The 20,832-nt window shown below is 72.6% G+C and carries 12 protein-coding genes; 6 read left to right on the plus strand and 6 right to left on the minus strand.

From position 1 onward, the window contains the following. The 4 genes from ACFWYW_RS55400 to ACFWYW_RS55415 all read left to right on the plus strand — a co-directional run. Positions 1-379 (plus strand): phosphopantetheine-binding protein (locus ACFWYW_RS55400; RefSeq protein WP_379641393.1); only part of this gene is annotated, 379 nt, incomplete at its 5' end. Next, entirely contained in the window at positions 376-6,726 is a 6,351-nt protein-coding gene (locus tag ACFWYW_RS55405) for an amino acid adenylation domain-containing protein (protein WP_379632324.1), read from the plus strand. The genes ACFWYW_RS55400 and ACFWYW_RS55405, both read left to right, overlap by 4 nt. Further along, positions 6,723-10,589, plus strand: coding sequence for an amino acid adenylation domain-containing protein (locus ACFWYW_RS55410; RefSeq protein WP_379612739.1), 3,867 nt, complete (start codon positions 6,723-6,725; stop codon positions 10,587-10,589). Before ACFWYW_RS55405 ends, ACFWYW_RS55410 begins: the two co-directional genes overlap by 4 nt. Further along, positions 10,567-11,838 (plus strand): MFS transporter, encoded by a 1,272-nt coding sequence (locus ACFWYW_RS55415; RefSeq protein WP_379612740.1) that lies wholly within the window; start codon positions 10,567-10,569, stop codon positions 11,836-11,838. The genes ACFWYW_RS55410 and ACFWYW_RS55415 overlap by 23 nt, the downstream gene beginning before the upstream one ends. Positions 11,839-11,933: 95 nt before the next feature. Here the strand turns inward: ACFWYW_RS55415 and ACFWYW_RS55420 are convergent, their stop codons facing one another. From ACFWYW_RS55420 to ACFWYW_RS55430, 3 genes are all read right to left on the minus strand, one after another. Then, the gene (locus ACFWYW_RS55420; protein WP_379612741.1) at positions 11,934-12,911 is read right to left on the minus strand and encodes an LLM class flavin-dependent oxidoreductase; all 978 of its coding nucleotides are present in this window, start codon (positions 12,909-12,911) and stop codon (positions 11,934-11,936) included. A 294-nt stretch (positions 12,912-13,205) separates the two neighbouring features. Further along, on the minus strand, positions 13,206-14,582 hold the full coding sequence (locus ACFWYW_RS55425; protein ID WP_379612742.1) for a hypothetical protein: 1,377 nt from the start codon (positions 14,580-14,582) through the stop codon (positions 13,206-13,208). A gap of 249 nt (positions 14,583-14,831) precedes the next feature. Further along, positions 14,832-16,025, minus strand: a complete 1,194-nt coding sequence (locus ACFWYW_RS55430; protein WP_379612743.1) for an MFS transporter — start codon at positions 16,023-16,025, stop codon at positions 14,832-14,834. Between the two features lie 72 nt (positions 16,026-16,097). Here ACFWYW_RS55430 and ACFWYW_RS55435 point away from each other — a divergent pair, with 72 nt between their 5' ends. Then, entirely contained in the window at positions 16,098-16,940 is an 843-nt protein-coding gene (locus ACFWYW_RS55435; RefSeq protein ID WP_379612744.1) for a LysR family transcriptional regulator, read from the plus strand. Here ACFWYW_RS55435 and ACFWYW_RS55440 read toward each other — a convergent pair. From ACFWYW_RS55440 to ACFWYW_RS55450, 3 genes are all read right to left on the minus strand, one after another. Beyond that, a complete protein-coding gene (locus ACFWYW_RS55440; RefSeq protein WP_379612745.1) occupies positions 16,900-17,622 on the minus strand; it encodes a 2-phosphosulfolactate phosphatase in 723 nt (240 codons plus the stop codon). The genes ACFWYW_RS55435 and ACFWYW_RS55440 overlap by 41 nt on opposite strands. A 17-nt stretch (positions 17,623-17,639) precedes the next feature. Continuing rightward, positions 17,640-18,446, minus strand: a complete 807-nt coding sequence (locus tag ACFWYW_RS55445; RefSeq protein WP_379612746.1) for a hypothetical protein — start codon at positions 18,444-18,446, stop codon at positions 17,640-17,642. A 123-nt stretch (positions 18,447-18,569) separates the two neighbouring features. Further along, positions 18,570-19,592: a zinc-dependent alcohol dehydrogenase family protein gene (locus ACFWYW_RS55450; protein ID WP_379612747.1), complete on the minus strand. Its 1,023-nt coding sequence runs from the start codon at positions 19,590-19,592 to the stop codon at positions 18,570-18,572. 182 nt (positions 19,593-19,774) lie between these two features. On the opposite strand from ACFWYW_RS55450, the gene ACFWYW_RS55455 reads away from it, so the two are divergent. Beyond that, on the plus strand, positions 19,775-20,716 hold the full coding sequence (locus ACFWYW_RS55455) for a sulfite exporter TauE/SafE family protein (RefSeq protein ID WP_379612748.1): 942 nt from the start codon (positions 19,775-19,777) through the stop codon (positions 20,714-20,716). Positions 20,717-20,832: the final 116 nt, after the last annotated feature.

Below are 20,832 nucleotides of genomic sequence, written 5' to 3' on the forward strand. Positions count from 1 at the left end.
CACCGCCTTCGTCACCGTCACCGACCTCCCCGTCCTGCCCAGCGGCAAACTCAACCGCGCCGCCCTCCCCCCACCCCAGACCAGCACCACCACCACAGCGTTCGTCCCGCCACGCACCCCGATGGAGGAGAGCATCGCCAAGATCTGGGCCGAACTGCTCGGCCGGGAGCGCGTCGGGATGACCGACGACTTCTTCACCCTGGGCGGCCACTCGTTGCTGGTGGTCCGCCTCATCGGCCGCATCGACGAGGAGTTCGGCGTGGAGCTGCCGCTGCGGCGCTGCTTCGACGCCACGACCGTCGAGGAGCAGGCGCTCGCGGTGCTCGAAGAGGGACTCACGGATGCCGACCTGCTGGAACTCCTGGAGGAGGAGCAGTGAGCGACGGGAACGGGGTACGCGCGCGGCTGGCCAGGCTCAGCCCGGAACAACGCGCCGCGCTGGAGGCCCGCCTCGCCCGCACCCGGGCCGCGGACAAGGGGACGGCGTCCATCCCGCCCATCCCGGCCTCGGACACCGGGGCCCTGTCGGCCGCCCAGCGCCGCCTCTGGGTCGTCGACCAGCTCGACCCGGGCAACCCCGCCTACACCTTGTCGTGGGCGTACCGGATCGAGGGCGACCTGGACGCCGCCGCGCTGGCCAAGGCGTTCGACGCGCTCGTGGACCGGCACCCGATCCTCGGCCACGTGATCGAGACCCGCGACGGCGAGCCCCGCCAGGCCCCCGGCCACCTCCGCCCCGCGTTGAGCATCGAGACGATGCCGGCCGAGGAGGCCGACGCCGTCGCCCGCGAGGAGGCCCGTTTCGCCTTCGACCTGAGCACCGGGCCGCTGACCAGGGCCCGCCTGGTGCGCGTGGCGCCCGGGGAGCACCGTCTGTACCTGACCCTGCATCACATCCTGGCCGACCGCTGGTCGGTGGAGATCCTGTTCGGCGACCTCTTCCGGCTCTACTCCGGCGAACCGATGCCCGAGCGGCCGGTGGAGTACGCCGGCTACGTGGCCTGGCAGCAGGGCCGGCCGTCCGGGGAAGGCGACCTGGACTACTGGCGCAAGGCCCTCGACGACCTGCCCGACGTGCTCGACCTGCCGGCCGACCGGCCGCGCCCGCCCATGCAGTCGAACCGGGGCCGCCGCCTGGTGTTCGAGCTGGACGACACCCTGGTCACCGGGTTGCGCGAGCTGGCCGCCGGGCAGCGTGCCACCCCGTTCATGGTCCTCGTCGCCGCGCTGCAGGCGCTGCTCGCCCGCTACACCGGCCGGGCCGACATCCCGATCGGCACGCCGATGTCGGCCCGGCCGCATCCCTCCCTGGACCAGACCGTCGGGCTGTTCCTGAACACGGTGGTGCTGCGCGGCGACCTGTCCGGCGACCCGGACTTCGCCGAGCTGGTGCGGCGGACCAAGGAGCGGACGCTGGCCGCGTTCGAGCATGCGGGGGTGCCGTTCGAGACGCTGGTGGAGGAGCTTTCCAGCGGCCGGGACCTGTCCCGCAACCCGTTCTTCCAGGTGATGCTCGCCTACCAGAACGTGCCGCAGGCGCCGCCCGGCGGTCCGCGCGGGCTGCGCCTGGAACGGCTGGGCGTGCGCTCCGGCACCGCCATGTTCGATCTGGACTTCATCGTGGAGGAGCGCGCGGACGGGTCACTGGTGTGCGTGCTCGACTACGCCACCGACCTGTTCGACGAGGACCGGGCGCTGCGCCTGACCTCGCATCTGCGCACGCTGCTGGGCGCGGCGGTCGCCGATCCCGGTCTGCGGCTGTCGGAGCTGCCGCTCATGGACGCGACCGAGCTCGGGAACACCCTGCGGGCCTGGAACGAGACCGCGCGGCCGTACCCGGAAGGCGGCATCCACCACCTGGTCGCCGAGCAGGCCGCCCGCACCCCCGAGGCCACCGCGGTCGAGGGCCCGGACGGCACGTCGCTGACCTACGCCGAGCTGGAGTCACGCGCGGACGACCTGGCCGCGGAACTGCGCGCGCTCGGCGTCGGCCGCGAGGACAGGGTCGCCGTCTTCCTGCCCCGGCATCCGGACGTGGTGGTGGCGCTGCTGGGCGTGCTCAAGTCCGGCGGCAGCTTCGTCCCCATGGATCCCGGCTACCCGCCCGGACGGCTGAGGCAGATCATCGACGACTCCGGCGCCGCCCTGACGGTCACCGTCACCTCGCTCAGGGACAACCTGCCGGCTGACGCACGCGTGCTCCTGCTCGACGAGGGTGTCGGGAAGGCCGCCGCCGTGGCGGAGCCCGCGTTCCATCCGGACCAGTGCGCGTACCTGATCTACACCTCCGGCTCCACCGGCCGGCCCAAGGGCGTGGTGGTGCCGCACAGGGGTCTGCTCAGCCTGCTCTGCGACCTGCGCGAACGCCCCGGCCTGGCGCCCGGCGCGCGTTATCTGTTCCTGACGTCGGTGTCGTTCGACATCTCGATGGCCGAGATCTTCGGCCCGCTGGTCAGCGGCGGCACGGTCGTCGTCGGCTCGGTCACCGCGATCGAGGACGTCCACGAACTCCTCCGCAGCGGCGACCTGCACACCGTGCAGGCCACTCCGTCCGTGCTGGAGGGGTTGCTGCCCGCGCTGGGCCACCGGGTCCCGCGGGTGGTCAGCTCGGGCGAGGCGCTTCCCGGCCCGCTGGCCGTACGCCTGCTCACCGTCACAGACGAGCTGTGGGACCTGTACGGCCCGACCGAGACCACCGTGTGGTCCACCAGGCTCCACGTCACCGACGGCAGGGGCGGCTCGATCGGCCGCCCGGTCGCCAACACCACGACCTACGTGGTGGACGAGTACCTGCGTCCGGTCCCGGTGGGCGTGCCGGGCGAACTCCTGCTCGGCGGAGCAGGGGTGACCCGCGGCTACCACGGCCTGGCGGCCCGCACCGCGGAACGCTTCGTCCCCGACCCCTTCGGCCCGCCGGGCGGCCGCCTCTACCGCACCGGCGACCTGGCCCGCTGGTGCCCCGACGGCACCCTCGAATGCCTCGGCCGTCTCGACGATCAGGTCAAGGTCCGCGGTGTGCGGATCGAGCTCGACGAGGTCGCCGCCGTCCTCGGCGAACATCCCACCGTACGGCGAGCCGTCGTAGCCGTCCGCGACGACGCCCCCGGCGGACGCGGCCTCGTCGCCTACACCATCGGCACCACCGACGAAACCGAACTCCGCGCACACCTGCGCACCCGCCTCCCAGACGCCATGATCCCCACCGCCTTCGTCACCGTCACCGACCTCCCCGTCCTGCCCAGCGGCAAACTCAACCGCGCCGCCCTCCCCCCACCCCAGACCAGCACCACCACCACCGCGTTCGTCCCGCCACGCACCCCCGCGGAACACGTCCTGCACGCCCTCTGGAGCGAGCTGCTCGAACGCGACGACTTCGGCGTGGAGGACGACTTCTTCACCCTGGGCGGCCACTCCCTGCTGGCCATGCGCCTGGTGGTCAGGCTCAGGGAGGCCCACGGCGCCGACGTGACGTTGCGCCGCTGCTTCGCGACCCCGACCATCGCGGGCCTGGCCCCGCTCATCCCCGGCGGCGGCGCCACCACCGGGGGCCTCCCCCTCGCCGGGCAGGCCGTCGTGCGGCCCTCCCACGCGCAGGCCCGCCTGTGGTTCCTCGACCAGCTCGACCCGGGCAACCCCGCCTACAACGTCGCCTGGGCCGAACGCCTGACCGGCCCGCTGGACGTGGCCGCGCTGAGCGCCGCCTTCGACGACCTGGTGGCCAGGCACGAGGCCCTGCGCCTGGTCATCGTGGCCGACGACGGCGAACCCTGCCTGCGCGAGGGCGCCCACCGGCCGCGGCTGACCGTGCGGGAGGGTCCCGGCGTGGGGCTGGAGGAGGCGCGTCACCGCTTCGACCTGGCCGAAGGTCCGCTGGCGCGGGCCGCATTGGTACGGCGCGGCCCGGCCGAGCACGAGCTGTACCTCACCCTGCACCACGTCGTCACCGACCGGTGGAGCCTGTCGATCCTGCTGCGCGACCTGATGGAGCTTTACCGGGCACGCGTCACCGGCGCCCCGGCCGAGCTGCCCGCGCTCCGGGCCGGCTACCGGGACTTCGCCGCCTGGCATCGGGCGCGGGTCTCCGGGCGGGCCGGCGACCTGGCGTACTGGAAGGACACGCTCGCCGATCTGCCCGCCACCCTGGACCTGCCCGCCGACCGGCACCGTCAGGGGCCGGCGAGCATGGCCGGGCGGCGGCTGACGTTCCCGATCGACGCCGCGACGACGGCGGCGGTGCACGCGCTCGCGCTGGAACGGCAGGCGACGCCGTTCATGGTGCTGCTGGCCGCGCTGCAGGCGGTGCTGGCCCGCTACACCGGACGAGCCGACATCCCGGTCGGCACCCCGGTCTCCGGCCGCGCGCACCCGGATGTGGAGGAGATGGCCGGGCTGTTCCTGAACACGCTCGTGCTGCGCGGCGACCTGTCCGGCGAGCCGAGCTTCGCCGAACTGCTCGCGCGCACCCGCGAACGTGTCCTGGACGGGCACGAGCACGCCGAGCTGCCGTTCGAGGTGCTGGTGCAGGAATTGGCCCAGGACCGTGACCTGGCCCGCAACCCGCTGTTCCAGGTGATGCTGGCCTACCAGAACGTGCCTCCGGCGCCGCCGGACGTGGCGGGCCTGGCCCTGAGCACCCTGAACGTCGATCCGGGGGTGACGCAGGCGGACCTGCACCTGGTGATCGAGGAGGGCGGCGACCGGCTCACCGGGGTGCTGCACTACGCGACGGACCTGTTCGAGCACGACCGGATGGAGCGCTTCGCCGACCACTTCCGCGCGCTCCTGGCGGCCGCGGTGGCCGAGCCGGAGCGGCCGGTCGCCGATCTGCCCGTGCTCACCCCGGCCGAGCTGGACACCATCCACCGGGCCAACGACACGGTCACGCCCGTCGCGGACGGCACGCTGCCGGAGCTGGTGGCCGCGCAGGCGGCCCGTACGCCGCACGCGCCCGCGCTGGGTTACGAGGCCCCGGACGGGACCCGGGCCTGGCTCACCTACGCCGAGTTCACCGGCCGGGTGAACCGCCTGGCCAGGCGGCTGCTCGCGCTCGGGGCCGGGCCGGGCCAGGTCGTCGGGGTGTGCCTGGAGCGGGGGGCGGACCTGGTCGTCGCCGTGCACGCGGTCGTCGCGACCGGGGCGGCGTACCTGCCGCTGGAGCCCGACCATCCGGCCGAGCGCCTGGCGGGCATGATGGCCGACGCCGGCGCCCGGCTGGCCGTCTCCGTCGAAGGTTTCACCGGCCCCGGCGGCGTCGCGACGGTGCTGCTCGACCGCGACGCCGGGGCCGTCGCCGCCGAGGACGGCGGGCCGCTCGGGATCCGGCCGCACCCGGACTCGCTCGCGTACGTGCTCTTCACCTCCGGTTCCACCGGCCGGCCCAAGGGCGTCGGGATCTCGCACCGGGCGATCGTGAACCGGCTGGACTGGATGCAGGACGCCTTCCGGCTGACCGGAGACGACCGGGTGCTGCACAAGACGCCCTTCTCGTTCGACGTGTCGGTGTGGGAACTGTTCTGGCCGTTGCTGACCGGGGCGGGACTGGTCGTCGCGCGGCCCGGCGGGCAGGCCGACCCCGCCCACCTGGCCGCGCTGATGGCGGGCGAGTCGGTCACGACCGTGCATTTCGTACCGTCGATGCTTGATTTCTTCCTGGCCGAGCCCGAGCTGGGGGCGCGGCTGGGCGCGCTGCGTACCGTGGTGTGCTCGGGGGAGGCGCTCGGCGCCGACCTGGCCGCCCGCTTCGCCGCCGCGCTGCCCGCGGCGGGCCTGCACAACCTGTACGGGCCGACCGAGGCGGCGGTGGACGTGTCGTGGCACGTGTGCGCCGCGGGCGAGGGCACGATCCCGATCGGGCGGCCGGTGGCCAACACCCGGCTGGAGATCCTCGACGCCCGCATGAACCGCGTGCCCGTCGGCGTCCCGGGCGCGCTGTGGATCGGCGGCGTGCAACTCGCCCGGGGGTACGCGGCCCGTCCCGCGCTGACCGCCGAGCGCTTCGTCCCCGACCCGTACGGTCCCCCGGGCGGCCGCCTCTACGACACCGGCGACCTGGCCCGCTGGCGCCCCGACGGCGAGATCGAGTACCTGGGCAGGTCCGACCACCAGGTCAAGATCCGCGGCATGCGGGTCGAACCGGGCGAGATCGAGGCGGCCCTGGCGGCCCTGCCCGGCGTGCGCGCCGCGGCCGTGCGCGCCATCGAGGACGGCGCCGGGCTGCGCCTGGCCGGATACGTGGTCCCCGCCGCGGAAGGGGCGACGGGCGGCTGGGAGCGCATGCTGCGCGACACCCTGCCCGATCACATGATCCCCAGGACCTGGACCGTGCTCGGCGAGCTGCCGCTCAACCGCAGCGGCAAGCTCGACAGGAACGCCCTGCCCGACCCTCGGGCACCCGAGACCGCCGCGCACGCCGAGCCGGAGGGGCCGGCCGAGCTGGCCGTCGCCGCCGCCTGGCAGGGAGTGCTCGGGCTGGAGCGGGTCTCGGCCCACGACAACTTCTTCGCCGTCGGCGGAGACTCCATCCGCAGCCTCAAGGTGGTATCCCGCCTGCGCGAGGCCGGTTACGCGATCCGGCTGGAGCAGCTCTTCCTCCACCAGACCGTCAGAGATCTGGCCGGACGGCTCCCAACCGCACCGGCGGCCGAACCACCCGAGGCGCCCGAGACGCCGTTCGGCCTGCTCAATCCCGAGGACCTGGCACGACTGCTGGAAGGCGAGGCGCGATGACCGTGACGACGGGAGCCGCACGCGGCCTGGAGGACGCCTATCCTCTGGCCGCGCTGCAGGCGGGCATGCTCTACCACAGCGCGTACGAGCCGGATGCGGCCACCTACCACGACCTGACCACGATCACCTTGCGCGGCCGGTTCGACGCCGGGGCGTTCGAGGGGGCGCTGGCCGAGGTGACCGCCCGGCATCCCGTCCTGCGCACCTCGATCGACGTGAGCGGGTTCAGCGAGCCGTTGCAGCTCGTGCACCGTACGGCCACGCTGCCGCTGGAGGTGACGGACCTGTCCGGCGATCCGGGGGCCGCCGAGCGGCTGGCCGCGTGGTCGGAGGCGGAGAAGCGGCGGCCGTTCGACTGGGCCGCGCCGCCGCTGGCCCGCGCGCACGTGCACGTGCTGCCCGGTGAGCTGTTCGCGTTCAGCCTGAGCTTCCACCACGCCATCCTCGACGGGTGGAGCGTGGCGTCCCTGGTCACCGAGCTGCTCCAGCGCTACCACGGACAGCTGAGCGGTGAACGGCTGCCGCTCACCCCGCCCGCCGCGGCCTTCCGTGAGCTGGTGGCCGCCGAGCGCGCCGCGGTGGCCGCGCCCGGGACGCGCGACTTCTGGCACGCCCAGGTGGCCGACGCCCCCGACACCCGGCTGCCCCGCCTGCCCGGCGAGCACGGCGAGCCCGGCGCGGAGGAACTGCGGCTGCCGCTGGCGGCGGAGTTGCTGGAACGGCTCGGCGCGGCGGCCAGGGAGCTGGCGGTGCCGTTGCGCACCCTGCTGCTCGCCGCCCACCTGCGCGTGCTCGCCCTGCTCACCGGCGAGAACGAGGTGATGACCGGCCTGGTCACCCACAGCCGCCCGGAGAGCGAGGCCGGCGAGGAGGTCCTCGGCCTGTTCCTCAACACCGTGCCGCTGCGCCTGGACGTGAACGCCCCGACCTGGGCGGCGCTGGCGCGCGGGGTGTTCGACGCGGAGGTGGCGCTGCTACCGCACCGGCGGTACCCGCTGTTCGAGATCCAGCGGGCGGCGGGCCGTTCGCCGCTGCTGGACGTGCTGTTCGACTTCCGCGACTTCCACGTCTACCGCGAGCTGCCCGGGATCGAGATCGTCGGCCAGGAGTTCTTCGAGCAGACCGACGTGCCGTTCGCCGCCGCGTTCAGCCGCTCGCGTGAGCACGGCGGGTTCGACCTGACCCTCACCTATGACCGGGCCCAGTTCGGCGCCGAGCAGGTCGGGCGGATCGGTGAGTTCTACCTCATCGCGCTGGGTCAGGCCGCCGACCCCGCCGCCGATCCGCGGGCCGCCGATCCCTACCTCTCCCTCGACGCCGCCGCGATCGGCGGGTGGAACGGCACGGCGCGGCCGTACCCGGGCGGGGTGCTGCACGAGCTGATCGGAGAGCAGGCAGCGCGCACGCCCGGCGCGCCCGCCGTCTGCTACGACGGAACGTGGATCACCTACGGTGAGCTGGCCGGGCGGGCGGGCGCGGTGACGGCCCGGCTGCTGGCCGCCGGTACGCGGCCGGGCGACGTCGTCGGGGTCTGTCTCGAACGCGGGCCCGACCTGCTGCCCGCGCTGCTCGGTGTGCTCGGCGCCGGGGCCGCCTATCTGCCGCTGGAGCCCGATCTGCCGCCGGAGCGGCTGGCGTACATGATCGAGGACGCGCGGGCGCGCACGGTGCTGACCGGTCCGGCGGGAGCGTCGTCGCTGCCGGACGGCGTCGCCCTCCCGCTCGGCGGGCCCGCCCCCGCCCTCACCTGCGCGCCGCCGCGCGTACATCCCGACGCGCTGGCGTACGTGATCTTCACCTCCGGCTCCACGGGCCGGCCCAAGGGGGTCGGCGTCTCCCACCGGGCGATCGTCAACCGGCTGCGGTGGATGCAGGAGGCGTTCGGGCTGGGGGCGGACGAGCGGGTGCTGCACAAGACGCCGCTGTCGTTCGACGTGTCGGTGTGGGAACTGTTCTGGCCGCTCATGGCCGGCGCCGGACTGGTGGTCGCCGAGCCCGGCGCGCAGCGCGACAGCGCCCGCCTGGCCGCCTTCGACGTCACCACCATGCATTTCGTGCCGTCCATGCTGGAGCTGTTCCTCGACGAGCCCCGCCTGCCCGCGCTGCGCCGTCTCATCTGCTCCGGCGAGGCGCTCGGCGCCGAACTCGCCGCCCGCTGCCACGAGCGCCTGCCCCGGACCGAGCTGCACAACCTGTACGGCCCCACAGAAGCGGCCGTCGACGTCACCTGGCATCCCTGCGAGCCGGGCGAACGGCTGGTGCCCATCGGCCGTCCCGTCGCCAACACCCGCCTGGAGGTCCTCGGCGCCGACGGCCACCGGGTCCCCGTCGGCACCCCGGGCGAGCTGTGCCTGGGCGGCGTCCAGCTCGCCCGCGGGTACGTCGGCCGGCCGGAGCTCACCGCCGAACGGTTCGTCCCCGACCCGTACGGCCCGCCCGGCGCCCGCCTCTACCGCACCGGCGACGTGGCCCGCTGGCTGCCCACCGGCGAGGTCCAGTACCTCGGCAGGACCGACTTCCAGGTCAAGATCCGCGGCCAGCGGGTGGAGCTCGGCGAGATCGAGGCGCTGCTGGCCGCCGATCCCGCGGTACGCGCCGCCGTCGTCGTGCTGCGCGGCGAACGGCTGGTCAGCTACGTCGTCCCCGAGGGCGACGACCTGCCTGATCTCAGCCCGGCACTGCGCGAGAAGCTGCCCGAGCACATGGTCCCGGCCACCTGGGTACGCCTGGACGCGCTGCCCGTCACCGCCAACGGCAAGCTCGACCGCGCCGCCCTGCCCGAGCCCGGTGAGGCCGGGCGCGCGCCGTACATGCCGCCGCGCGACCCGTTCGAGGCCAAGCTGGGCACGCTGTGGGAGGAGACGCTCGGCGTCGACGATGTCGGCGTGCACGACGACTTCTTCGCCCTCGGCGGCCACTCGCTGCTGGCACTGCGCCTGACCATGCGGCTGCGCAAGGAACTGGGCCGCGACGTGCCGCTGTCGACCGTGCTCACCGCGCCGACCGTCGCCCAGCTCGCCGTCGAGCTGCGCCGTCCCCAGGACAACGACGGCGCCCCGGAACGGATCGTGCCGCTGCGGCCCACCGGCGAACGCGACCCGATCTTCCTGTTCCACGCACTGGGCGGCCAGGTCTTCCGCTACCTGCCGCTGACCCGCCACCTCGGCGCCGACCAGCCCGTCTACGCCATCCAGGCGGCCGGTCTCGCCCCCGGCGAGGAGCCGCACGCCACGCTGGCGGAGATGGTCGACGACTACACCGCCCACCTGCTCAAGCTGCGGCCGCATGGCCCGTACGTGCTGGGCGGGTACTGCATCGGCGGCAACATCGCCCTGGAGACCGCCCGCCGCCTGCGGGAGATGGGCGAGGAGGTTCCGCTGCTCGTCCTGTTCTACTCCGACGCCGACGAGCCGGTGCTGCGCGCCTCCCTTGAGGACGACGCCGTCCTGCTCACCCACGCCCTCGCCGGCGGCAAGGTCCAGGTCGACCTCGACGACCTGCACCGGATGAGCCCGGACGAGCGGCTGCTGGCCGTGATCGACGCCGCCGCCCGCGCCGACACCCTGCAGCCCGACACCGCCGACCTGCGCCAGGCCCGCCGTTTCGTCGACGTCTTCCGCGCCAACGCGCACGCCGTCGGCCACTTCCGGCACGCCCCCTACGACGGGGACGTCCTGCTGTTCTCGCCCGCCGCCGAGGGCGTCCCGCCCGACGACATGGGATGGAGCAACGTCGTCACCGGCCGCCTGCGCATCTCGCCGATCCACGGCGAGCGTTTCACCGTCATGTACGAGCCCCGGGTCGCCCTCGCGGCCGCCGAATTGAGGAGCAGCATCGACCATGGCATCACCCCCCACGACTGAGCCGCCCACGACGCTGTGGAAGAACCGCGACTTCCTCAAGCTGTGGAGCGGCGAGAGCCTGTCACTGGTCGGCTCCCAGGTGACCGTGCTCGCCATGCCGATCGTCGCGTACCTGTGGCTGCACGCCTCCGTCGCCGAGATGGGGGTGCTCGGCGCGCTGGCCAGGCTGCCCATGGTGCTGTTCTTCGTCGTGGGCGTCTGGGTGGACCGGATGCGGCGCCGTCCCGTGCTCATCTGGAGCGACGTCATCCGCGCGCTCATGCTGGCCACCGTGCCGCTGCTGTTCGTCATGGACATGCTGACGCTGTGGTGGCTGTACGTGGTCGTGCTCGTGATGGGCGTGTTCGGGGTGCTCTTCGAGATCGCCTACCGGTCGTACCTGCCGGTGCTGGTGGCCCCCGAGCACCTCGGTGACGGCAACAGCAAGCTGCAGCTCAGCGACTCGATCTCCAAGGCGGTCGGGCCCAGCCTGGCCGGGGTCCTCATCGGGATCCGCTCGGCGCCGCTGGTCATCCTGGTGGACGCGATCAGTTACGTCCTGTCGGCGCTCTGCCTGATCTCCATCCGCAAGCGCGAGGACCCGCCGGCGCCCGACGAGGGCGGCAGCATGATCGCGGCCATCCGCGCGGGGTTCGGCTGGGTGATGAGCCACCCGGTCGTCCGCCCGCTGGCCATCGCCAGCGCGGTCTACTCCTTCTTCGACATCGGCATCCTGCAGACGCTCTACATCCCGTACGTCATCGACGGCGCCGGGGTGCCCGCCGAATGGGTCGGGGGCGTGCTGGCCGTCGGCGGGATCGGGGCGATCGCCGGCGCGTGGCTGTCGGTGCGGCTCATGAAGGGGGCGGGGCCTGGGCCCACCATGTTCTGGTCCACGGTGATCGGCAACAGCGCGCTGATCCTGGTGCCGCTGGCCGGTGGGCCGGTGTGGCTGGCGATCGCGATGCTGGCGTTCTCGCAGTTGCTGGTCGGGTTGTGCACGCAGGTGTTCGTGGTCAACAACATCACGGTGCTGCAGTCGGCCACGCCCCGGGAGCTCATGGGGCGGGTCATCGCCACCATCTGGGCGATGGGGCTGGTGCCCGCGCCGCTGGGCGCGCTGGTGGCCGGGTTCCTCGGCCAGGCCGTGGGGATGCGGCCGGTGGTGCTGGTGGCGGCGATCATCGGCGCGGTCGTGCCGATGATCGTACTGGCGCTGTCGCCGATCCCCCGGATGCGCGAACTCCCCCAGGCACCGGCCACGGCCTGACCCCGGCCGGGCGCGGGCTCCGTCGCGAACCCGCGCCCGCCCGGTCACGCGTCGGGTCTGGCCAGAAGTCGAGACCGGTCAGGTGTCGAGACCGGTCACGCGTTGAGTTCGGCCAGCCAGCCGAGTTGCTCGGCGCGGTCGTCCACGGTGGGCGCGTTCAGGCCGACGATCACCCGGGTGGCGCCCGCCTTGCGGTAGGCGGCCAGCCGCTCGCGTACCCGCTCGGGCGTACCGCACAAGGCCAGGGTGTCGATGAGATCATCGGGGACCTCCTCCATCGCCTCGCCCAGGTCGCCGTCGAAGTAGGCGTCCCGCACCCGCCCCGCCGCCGAGCCGAACCCGAGGCGATGGGCGAGCCGGTTGTAGAAGTTGACCCCCCGCGTGCCCATCCCGCCCAGGTACACCGCCAGCATCGGCCGGATCAGGTCACGGGCGTAGTCGGCGTCGTCGTCCACCATGGCCATGACCATCGGCGAGACCTCCACCCCGGCCACGTCCCGTCCGGCGCGGGCCGCCCCGGACCGCAGGTGCGTCATCGTCTCGGCGAGGTGCTCGGGCGGGAAATGGATCGGTAACCATCCGTCGGCGATCTCCCCGGCCAGTTCCACCGCCTTGGGCCCCATGGCCGCCAGATGGATGGGCAACGGCTGCCGCGCGGGCGAGACGGTCATGCTCAGCGCCTTGCCCCGGCTGTCCGGCAACGGCAGCACGATCTCCGGCCCGGCGTGCTCGACCGGCCGTCCGTCCAGCGCCTTGCGTACCACGGCCACGTAGTCACGTAAGTGGGCCAGCGGGCGCGCGTACCTCTGCCCGTGCCACCCCTCGGCCACCTGCGGCCCCGACGCGCCGAGCCCGAGCAGGAACCGCCCGCCCGACACCCGGTCGACCGTGGTCGCCGTCATGGCCGCCGAGATCGCGGTACGCCCCGTCACCTGAATCACGCCGGTGCCCAGCCCGATCCGCTCGGTACCGGCCGCCAGCCAGGCCAGGGTGGTCGCCGGATCGACCCCATAGCCCTCCGAGGCCCACGCCGAGTCGTAGCCGAGCCGCTCCGCCTCACGGACCAGAGCCAACTGGGCATCATGACCGGCCGCCACGGGACCGAGAGTGCCGATACTGAATCCGAGCCGCACTGCCCGCCTCCTCGTAGGCCGATCTCGGCCTACTCTCCCGCAGAAGCCGCGCCGAAACCAGAGGCGAAGTTTCGCGCTGCGAGAAGGGCCCACCCGCCAATCACCGAGGGGCGGGTAGGCCCCTTCGACGCCCAGGGCCGTGCAGCCCGGGTCCCTAGCGCGCCTGCGGGCTCAAGTGTTCCCGAGGCGTTCTGTCACCGTACGCTTACGCGAGCGGCGCGGACAGGCCCAGAGTCAGCACACGAGGTTGACGCAGGTGAGCGACAGCACTTGCCGGTTGCTGCCGTAGGAGCCGGTGGTGTCACCGCGGTACTCGTTGACCAGCCACAGTTCGTTGCTGGCCGGCCAGAAGGACAGGTTCTGCGCGTTGCCCGGCGCGGTGGTCAGATAGCTGGTGGTGATCCGCGATCGGTCGGCCGAGATGATCACTTGGTGCAGGCATGATTTGCGGTACTGCGTGCCGCCGGCGTTGACGATCGACTGGGACACCCCGCCCACGGTGACGTGCGGCATGTAGGAGACCGCTGGATAGCCGTTCGGGCACAGTCCTTCCATGACGCCCATGTCATCGGAGAACACCGCGCCCTGCATGTCCCACACCGGACTGAACCAGGCCTCCCGGGGCCGGACCAGGCCGTCGGCGCCCTCCTCGAGCCGGGCGGTGACGGAGTCGAGCGGCCAGCGGACGACGCGTCCCGAGGCGGCCTGCACGTGCTCCACCGTGATCAGGCTGTCGGCGCCCGACCGGTCGAGGGAGACCCCGCTGAAGCAGGGCCGCGGCCCCGTGACTCCGGCGCAGCCGCCCGCGTCCCGGAACCGGTAGTAGCCGATCTGCGGCAGCGCGAAGCCCGACCAGGCCGCGGAGCAGACCCCGCTCACGCAGCCGACGTTGCCGGAGGAGGTGGAGTTCATCCGCCAGAACTGGGTGAGGTCGAAGACGCGGATGACCCGGCCGGCCGGGTCGCCTCCGGCGAACAGGAACAGCTTGTTGCCGTACCACGTGAGGCCGTCGGCGTGGCTGTTGATCTCACGGAACCCCTCGGCCGAGCCGTCGGGCTCGACAAGCAGGGCGTGCCGGTAGTTCTCCGCCGTCGCGCCGGAGAAGCCGGTGAAGGTCACCCTGGCCAGCTGGTTGGCCTGCCAGCGCGGGACCGCGTTCGCGGGGAAGGTCCCGTTGCGCCAGCTCACCGCGGTGATCTTCTTGCCGGGACAGCCGGGGCACGGCGGGTAGTTCACCGAGCCGTTCATGGCGTCGCCGCTGCCGGTGATGCCCTGGGGGTACCAGTTGGCGGTGGTGGTGTCGGTCGTGTCCCAGCAGTAGCCGGTGGAGGCGATGTTCGGCTGCAGGTTGGTCCCGTTGTTCCAGGCCGCGCCGTGGCAGAGCGGCCTGGCCGTATGGCCGCCGGGGGCCAGGAGGTCGTTCAGGGTCGTCTTGACCACGGGGAACCTGGCGGCGACGTCGTCGCGGTCCGCGATGGTCTCGTGGTAGCGCAGGGGGCTGATCTGGGCGAGTTCGGTGCCGGTGAGCGCCCGTCCGGTGGCGGCTGCCTGGGCGGGAGCGGGCAGGGCCAGTAAGCCGGCTAAGAGCAGGACGGCCGAGGTGCGTCTCATGTTCGCGATCTTGCCTGCGGCCGTGGGGGCGGTCATCGCACCGATTCCGGTATTTCATCCGAAATCCCCTAGGTACTCGTGGCCTACCAGGCGATCGCGGAGAACGGCTCCTCACCCTGCCAGACCCGCCGGCGAGGAAGAGCCGGACCGGCCTGCCCGGCCGGCGTGAATGGCATCCTGGACGACATGACCGTGTCTCCGCTCCCTGCCCACACTGGCCGGGCTCGGCGCCGCGATGATCTAGCCGGCTCACTTTCCGGCCGGTACGCGTGTGTACGTCGCCTTGGCGGGTGACCGGCGGGAGAGCAGGTAGCCCGTCAGGGCGGCGAGCAGGCCGGCCAGGCCCGCGGCCACGAAGCCGCCCGCGGGCGCCGACGCGTCGATCGCCGTCCCCACGACCGGGGCGCCGAGTGCGAAGCCCGCGCTCGCGGCCGAGGCCTGCAGGCCGGTCGCCTCGCCCCGCACGCCGACCGGCGCCAGCCGGCTCACCGCGTCGGAGACCGTGGAGAGGGTCGGCGCGGTGAGCAGCCCGGCACCGATCACGGCCACACACAGCCACCGCCAGTCGTGGGCGAGACCGGCCGGAATCGTCACCAGCCCGAGCAGGCCGAGCAGCAGCCAGGTGGGCATCGGCCGCGGCAGCGCTCCGTACACCAGACCGCCCACGACGGAGGTCACCCCGAGCACTGCGACCACCACGGCCGCCCACGAGAGCTGACCGGTTTCCTCAAGAGTGGCGACGATGGCCAGGTCGACGCCGCTGAGCAGCATCGCGACGCCGAACCCCATCGTCAGAACGGCGACCATGCGCGCTCCCAGCCACTCCCGGCGCCGGGGCCGTTCCGCCGCCTCGCCCTCCCCCTCGTCCGCGGCCCGCAGCGGCGGGTTGAGCAGAGCGATCCCCGCTCCCCCTGCGACGATCACGGCGCCCAGGCCCCAGGCCACCACGCCGGGGGAGATGCTCGCCGCGAAGAGGATCACCACCGCCGGGCCCACCACGTACGACAGCTCGCCCACCACCGACTCCAGCGCGAACGCCGCCTGCCGTTGCCCGGAGGTCGTCATCGCGGCGACCGCCTGCCGGGTGACCGCCTGGACCGGCACCATCAGCAGCCCGGCGGCGAAGGAGGCGGCCAGCAAGATCACGTACGGCATGATCGGCACGGTCAGCCAGAAGACGATCTGCGGCACGATCGTGACCACCAGCACCGTACGCAGGCCCCGCCGGTCGATCATCCGGCCCAGCAGCGGCCCGCCCAGCGCGACACCGGCGGTGAGCGCCGCCACCACGCCACCCGCCGCCGCGTAGCTCATGTCGAGGGCGAGCACGACGTACATCGTCAGCGCCATCGCGTCGGCCGTGATCGCGGTACGAGCGAGCAGCGAGACGCCCAGCAGCGGCGACATCCCCCGCACCGCGAGCACCTGGCGAAATCTCGTCATTGATCTGACGGTAGGTCGTCCTTAAGGCTATAGGAAGCTGTTAATTCGTTGTGCCGGATATAATGAACGCTTATGGCACGCGACCTTGAGACCGCATTGCTGCGAACGTTCGTCACCGCCGTGCGAGCCGGCAGCATCAGCCGTGCGGCGGCGGCGCTCGGCAACACCCAGCCCGCGCTCAGCCAGCAGTTGCGCAGGCTGGAGAGCGTCGTCGGCCGTCCGCTGCTGCACCGGGCGCCGTCCGGCGTGTGGCCGACCCGGACCGGCGAGGAACTCCTGCCGTACGCCGAGCGCATTCTCGCGCTGTCGGCACAGGCGCTGGCCGAAACCGGAGGCGCGCTCACCGGGCACTGCGGCGTGGGGCTCCTCGAGGATCTCGCCGTCTCCCGCCTTCCGCAGGCGCTCGCCGACCTCGCGCGGCTGCATCCCGAGGCGACACTGGAGGTGCTCATTCTGTCCGACGCGGCGATGCGGCAGGCCTACGACACCGGCCGCGTCCAGCTCGTGCTCGACGAGGTGCCGGACCTGCCCTGGCCGCCGCGCTGGACGGTCCGCCTGCCGCTGGTCTGGGCGGTCGGGCACGGCGTCGCCGTCGACGCCGATCCGCTGCCGGTGGTGCTGTTCTCCAACACCTGCGCCTGGCGTACGGCGGTGCTGGACGCGATGGAAGGCAGCGGGCGGCGCTGGCGGGTGGCGTTCGAGAGCAACAGCCTGGCCGGAGTTCTCGCCGCGCTGCGTGCCGGGCTCGGGGTCGCGGCGCTCATGCCCGCCAACCTCGATCCGGCCATGGCCCGCCATGACGCGGCCGCCCTGCCCGCGCTACCGGACGTCGAACTCGGCCTTGCCCGCCGCCCCGGCACCGAAGGCGACGCGCTCATCGACGCCGTGGAGACCGCCCTGCGGCGGATGATCTGAGTCCGGGTTCCGGTCGCAGGACCATGAGCGCGTCTTCCAGGGTCGCCACCATGGCGAAGGGGAACCGGTCGAGTTCGAGACAGAGCGCGACGTCGTCGGGATGAACTCCCTCACGTACCCCCTGCGCCAGTTCGGCGGCGGCGCGCGAGCCGGCGGCACGGCGCAGGTACTCGGCGGCGTCCGCCCCGGCCTCGTCGACCCTCCGGGCGATGTACTCAGCGCAGGCCAGATCTTCGTCGGCCCGCCCGTCCTCGCCGGTGACCACGAACGTGACGCCGTCGCCCGCGCGCGTCCGCAGGAGCCGGGCCGTCGCCTCCGCCACGACGAAACTGGCGCACAGCACCAGCGACGCCTCCTTGACCGCGAGCGCGCCGACCGTCCCGGCCGTGGTCTTCTGCACGACGGTCCGGCCGCCGAGGTCGGCGGACCGCAGCAGGCCCGGCGAGTTGACGGCGTCGAACCCGGGTGCGGCCGGGCCGTCCTTGAGCGTCACCCAGTCCGGGTGGCGGGCCTTGAGCGCCAGGGCGTCGTCGAGCGACTCGGCAAGAACGATCTTCTCAGCGCCCCGCGCGAAGGCCCAGGCGGCCACGGTGAAGGCCCGCATGACGTCGACGACGACCGCCACGGACGGAGCTTCGACCAGATCGGGGATACCAAGGAAACGGGCGTACATTCCGGACATGTTCGCACATGCTCGGCCTACGAGCGCAGGGCGCCGATCTTCCTGAGCCACTGGTCGCAGTTGGCGCAGGCGGCCCTGGGCTGCCAGCGCTGCGAGGTCACCTTGCCCTCCCAGCTCCCGCCGGGGTGCCACACCAAGGCGTTGAAGACCAGCGTGTTGCGCGGGATCTGGTTGAGCGCGGTAACCGGCGCGGGCTGCCCGTGCAGGTACCTCTTCAGCGCGTCCACCTCGGCGCACGACTCCTGCGGCCAGTCCATCGCCTGGTGGGTGCCCTCCAGGAGCCGGGCGATGAGCGGGTGGTCGGGGAAGCCGTGCTTGTCCTTGCCGCTGATGCCGGTGTAGAGCTGCGTGGCGTCGCCGACGACGGCCAGCCCGGCGATGACCCGGCCGTTCTTCTTGTCCAGCGACATCATCCCGGCGGCGTTCTGCCTGCTGAGCGCGAGCGCGCCGGCGCTGGCCCGGTTCTTGGCGTCGGTGATCGCGGCCGCGTTCATGGCCTGGGCCTGCCGGTCGCTCTCGACCAGGTCCTTCGCCTGCTGGTCGGCGACGTAGTAGTCCCAGGCCCCGTAGTCGCTGTCGCTCGCGAGCCATTTCCCGAACTCGTCGACGGCGGTGGCCGGAGCGCCCTTGTTGGCGAGGAAGCTCTCCATCGACCTGAGCTTCTTCTCCAGCGCCTCCATCGCGTCCTGGCTGAAGGCCGAGTGCGGCGTGTACGACGCGGCCAGCGCCGACACCTGCGTGCGCCTGCGGTAGAACCAGTCCTTGATGGCCTGCGCCGAGGCGGTTGAGGCGGGGATGGGCGCGTAGAACTGGTAGGGCTCCATGGCCGGGTCCTTCCTCGGAGGAGACGCCGCCTGCGGGACCGTTCCAAGGCGGCGGGTCAGCTCAACGTATGCCGCGGGCCGTCCGGGAAGAACCCCTTGCGCCTGTCCTGAAGCGGACGGGGGTTACGGCCGCAGCAGCACCTTGACGGCGCGGCGCTCGTCCATGGCCCGGTAGCCCTCGGCCGCCTGGTCGAGAGGGAGGGTCAGGTCGAAGACCTTGCCGGGGTCGATCCGGCGGTCGCAGATGAGCTCGATCAGCTCGGGAAGGTACTGGCGTACCGGCGCGGGACCGCCGTGCAGGTGCACGAGGGAGAAGAACAACTCGTCGCCCGGCAGGGCGACGTCGTGCGCGACGCCGACGTATCCGACGTGACCGCCGGGGCGGGTGGAGCGGATGGCCTGCGTCATGGATTCCTGGGTGCCGACGGCCTCGACGACGCTGTGGGCGCCGAGCCCGCCGGTGAGTTCCTTGATCCGGGCCACGCCCTCGTCGCCGCGTTCGGTGACGATGTCGGTGGCGCCGAACTCCATCGCGAGCCTCTGCCGGGCCTCGTGGCGGCTCATCGCGATGATGCGCTCGGCGCCGAGCTGCCTGGCCGCGAGCACCGCGCACAGCCCGACGGCCCCGTCACCGACGACGGCCACGGTCTTGCCGGGGCCCGCCTGGGCGGCGGCGGCGCCGAACCAGCCGGTGCCCAGCACGTCGGAGGCGGCCAGCAGACTCGGCACCAGATCCGGGCCGGGCGTGCCGGGGGTGGCGACGAGCGTGCCGTCGGCGAGCGGGATACGCGCCAGCTCGGACTGGGTGCCGACGGCGCCCATCATGACCCGCTGGACGCACCCGCTCTGGTAGCCCGAGCGGCAGATCTCGCAGGTGTTGTCGCTCGCCACGAAGGAGCCGACGACGAACTGGCCCGGCCGGACGGCGCTCACCTGACTGCCGACCTCTTCGACGACGCCGACGTACTCGTGTCCCATCGGGGCGGGGCCGTCCATCTTCTCGATGCCGCGGTACGGCCAGAGGTCGGAGCCGCAGACGCAGGTCGCCGCCAGGCGGATGATCGCGTCGGTGGGCTCGACGATCGCCGGGTCCTGGCGCTGTTCGACGCGGACGTCGCCTGGGGCGTGCAGCACTACTCCACGCATGGTGGGCTCCTTCGTGGCCGGCTCCTTCCATCCCCCTGTTTCCGCGAACGGGCCGGGGCATCGGAGCCCGGGGGGTTTCTTTGCCTCGGCAGGCGGTGTCCGAACCGTGACTTGACGTCCGCCTTCCCCACATTCACGATTATGTCTACTTGTTTAGTAGGAATTACCGGAAAGGGGATGTGGTGCGCGCACTCATCCTGCTCGGCCTGGTGGGATTAGCGGCCCAGCTCGTCGACGGCAGCCTGGGCATGGCCTACGGCGTCACCTCCACCACGCTGCTGCTGGCCATCGGCACCAACGCCGCCGCCGCCTCGGCGACCGTCCACCTGGCCGAGATCGGCACCACGCTGGCCTCGGGCATCTCCCACTGGCGGTTCAACAACGTCGACTGGAAGGTCGTCGCCAAGATCGGCGTTCCGGGCGCCGTCGGCGCCTTCGCCGGGGCCACGTTCCTGTCGAGCCTGTCGACCGAGCTCGCGGCGCCGATCATGTCGATCATCCTGCTCAGCCTGGGTGTCTACATCATCGTCCGCTTCACCGCGTTCGGGCTGCCGAAGGGCAACCTGGGCAAGCCGCTGCGCAAACGCTTCCTGGCACCGCTCGGCCTGGTCGCCGGGTTCGTGGACGCGACCGGTGGCGGCGGCTGGGGGCCCGTCGGCACGCCGGCCATTCTGGCCAGCGGCCGGATCCCGCCGCGCAAGGTGATCGGCTCGATCGACGCCAGCGAGTTCCTGGTCGCGATCGCGGCCAGCGTCGGCTTCCTGATCGGCATCGGCTCGGAGAACATCAACTTCGCCTGGGTCGGCGTCCTGCTGCTCGGCGGCGTGATCGCCGCACCCATCGCCGCCTGGCTGGTCCGGCACATCCCGCCGCGCATCCTGGGCTCGGCCGTGGGTGGCGTGATCGTGCTGACGAACGTGCGTACCCTGCTGCGCAGCGACTGGATCGACGCGCCCGGCAACGTACAGGCCATCGCCTACCTCGTCATCGCCGTGATCTGGGTGGCCGCGATCGTCTACTCGGTACGCGAGTACCGGCGCGACAAGGAGAACGAGTCCGTCGAGGCCATCGAAGCCGAACTGCGGCAGCGCGCGGCCGAAGAAGGGGAGAAGAGCCCCGCCTGATCATGCCAGCGACGCTTCCCGGCCGTGTCACCGGCCGGGAACGCGGGACCGGAGCCGTCACCCGGCGCGCGGTCCCGCGATCGGGGACCGGCCGCGGGGGCGGTGATGACGGAGAT

The organism is Nonomuraea sp. NPDC059023 (assembly GCF_042740095.1).
GTDB lineage: Bacteria > Actinomycetota > Actinomycetes > Streptosporangiales > Streptosporangiaceae > Nonomuraea.

Excerpts from the sequence above, each read along its gene's own strand:
- ACFWYW_RS55410 (WP_379612739.1), top strand. The coding sequence starts at position 6,723 with ATGACCGTGACGACGGGAGCCGCACGCGGCCTGGAGGACGCCTATCCT.
- ACFWYW_RS55415 (WP_379612740.1), top strand. The coding sequence starts at position 10,567 with ATGGCATCACCCCCCACGACTGAGCCGCCCACGACGCTGTGGAAGAAC.
- ACFWYW_RS55425 (WP_379612742.1), bottom strand. The coding sequence starts at position 14,582 with ATGAGACGCACCTCGGCCGTCCTGCTCTTAGCCGGCTTACTGGCCCTG.
- ACFWYW_RS55430 (WP_379612743.1), bottom strand. The coding sequence starts at position 16,025 with ATGACGAGATTTCGCCAGGTGCTCGCGGTGCGGGGGATGTCGCCGCTG.
- ACFWYW_RS55435 (WP_379612744.1), top strand. The coding sequence starts at position 16,098 with ATGGCACGCGACCTTGAGACCGCATTGCTGCGAACGTTCGTCACCGCC.
- ACFWYW_RS55440 (WP_379612745.1), bottom strand. The coding sequence starts at position 17,622 with ATGTCCGGAATGTACGCCCGTTTCCTTGGTATCCCCGATCTGGTCGAA.
- ACFWYW_RS55445 (WP_379612746.1), bottom strand. The coding sequence starts at position 18,446 with ATGGAGCCCTACCAGTTCTACGCGCCCATCCCCGCCTCAACCGCCTCG.
- ACFWYW_RS55450 (WP_379612747.1), bottom strand. The coding sequence starts at position 19,592 with ATGCGTGGAGTAGTGCTGCACGCCCCAGGCGACGTCCGCGTCGAACAG.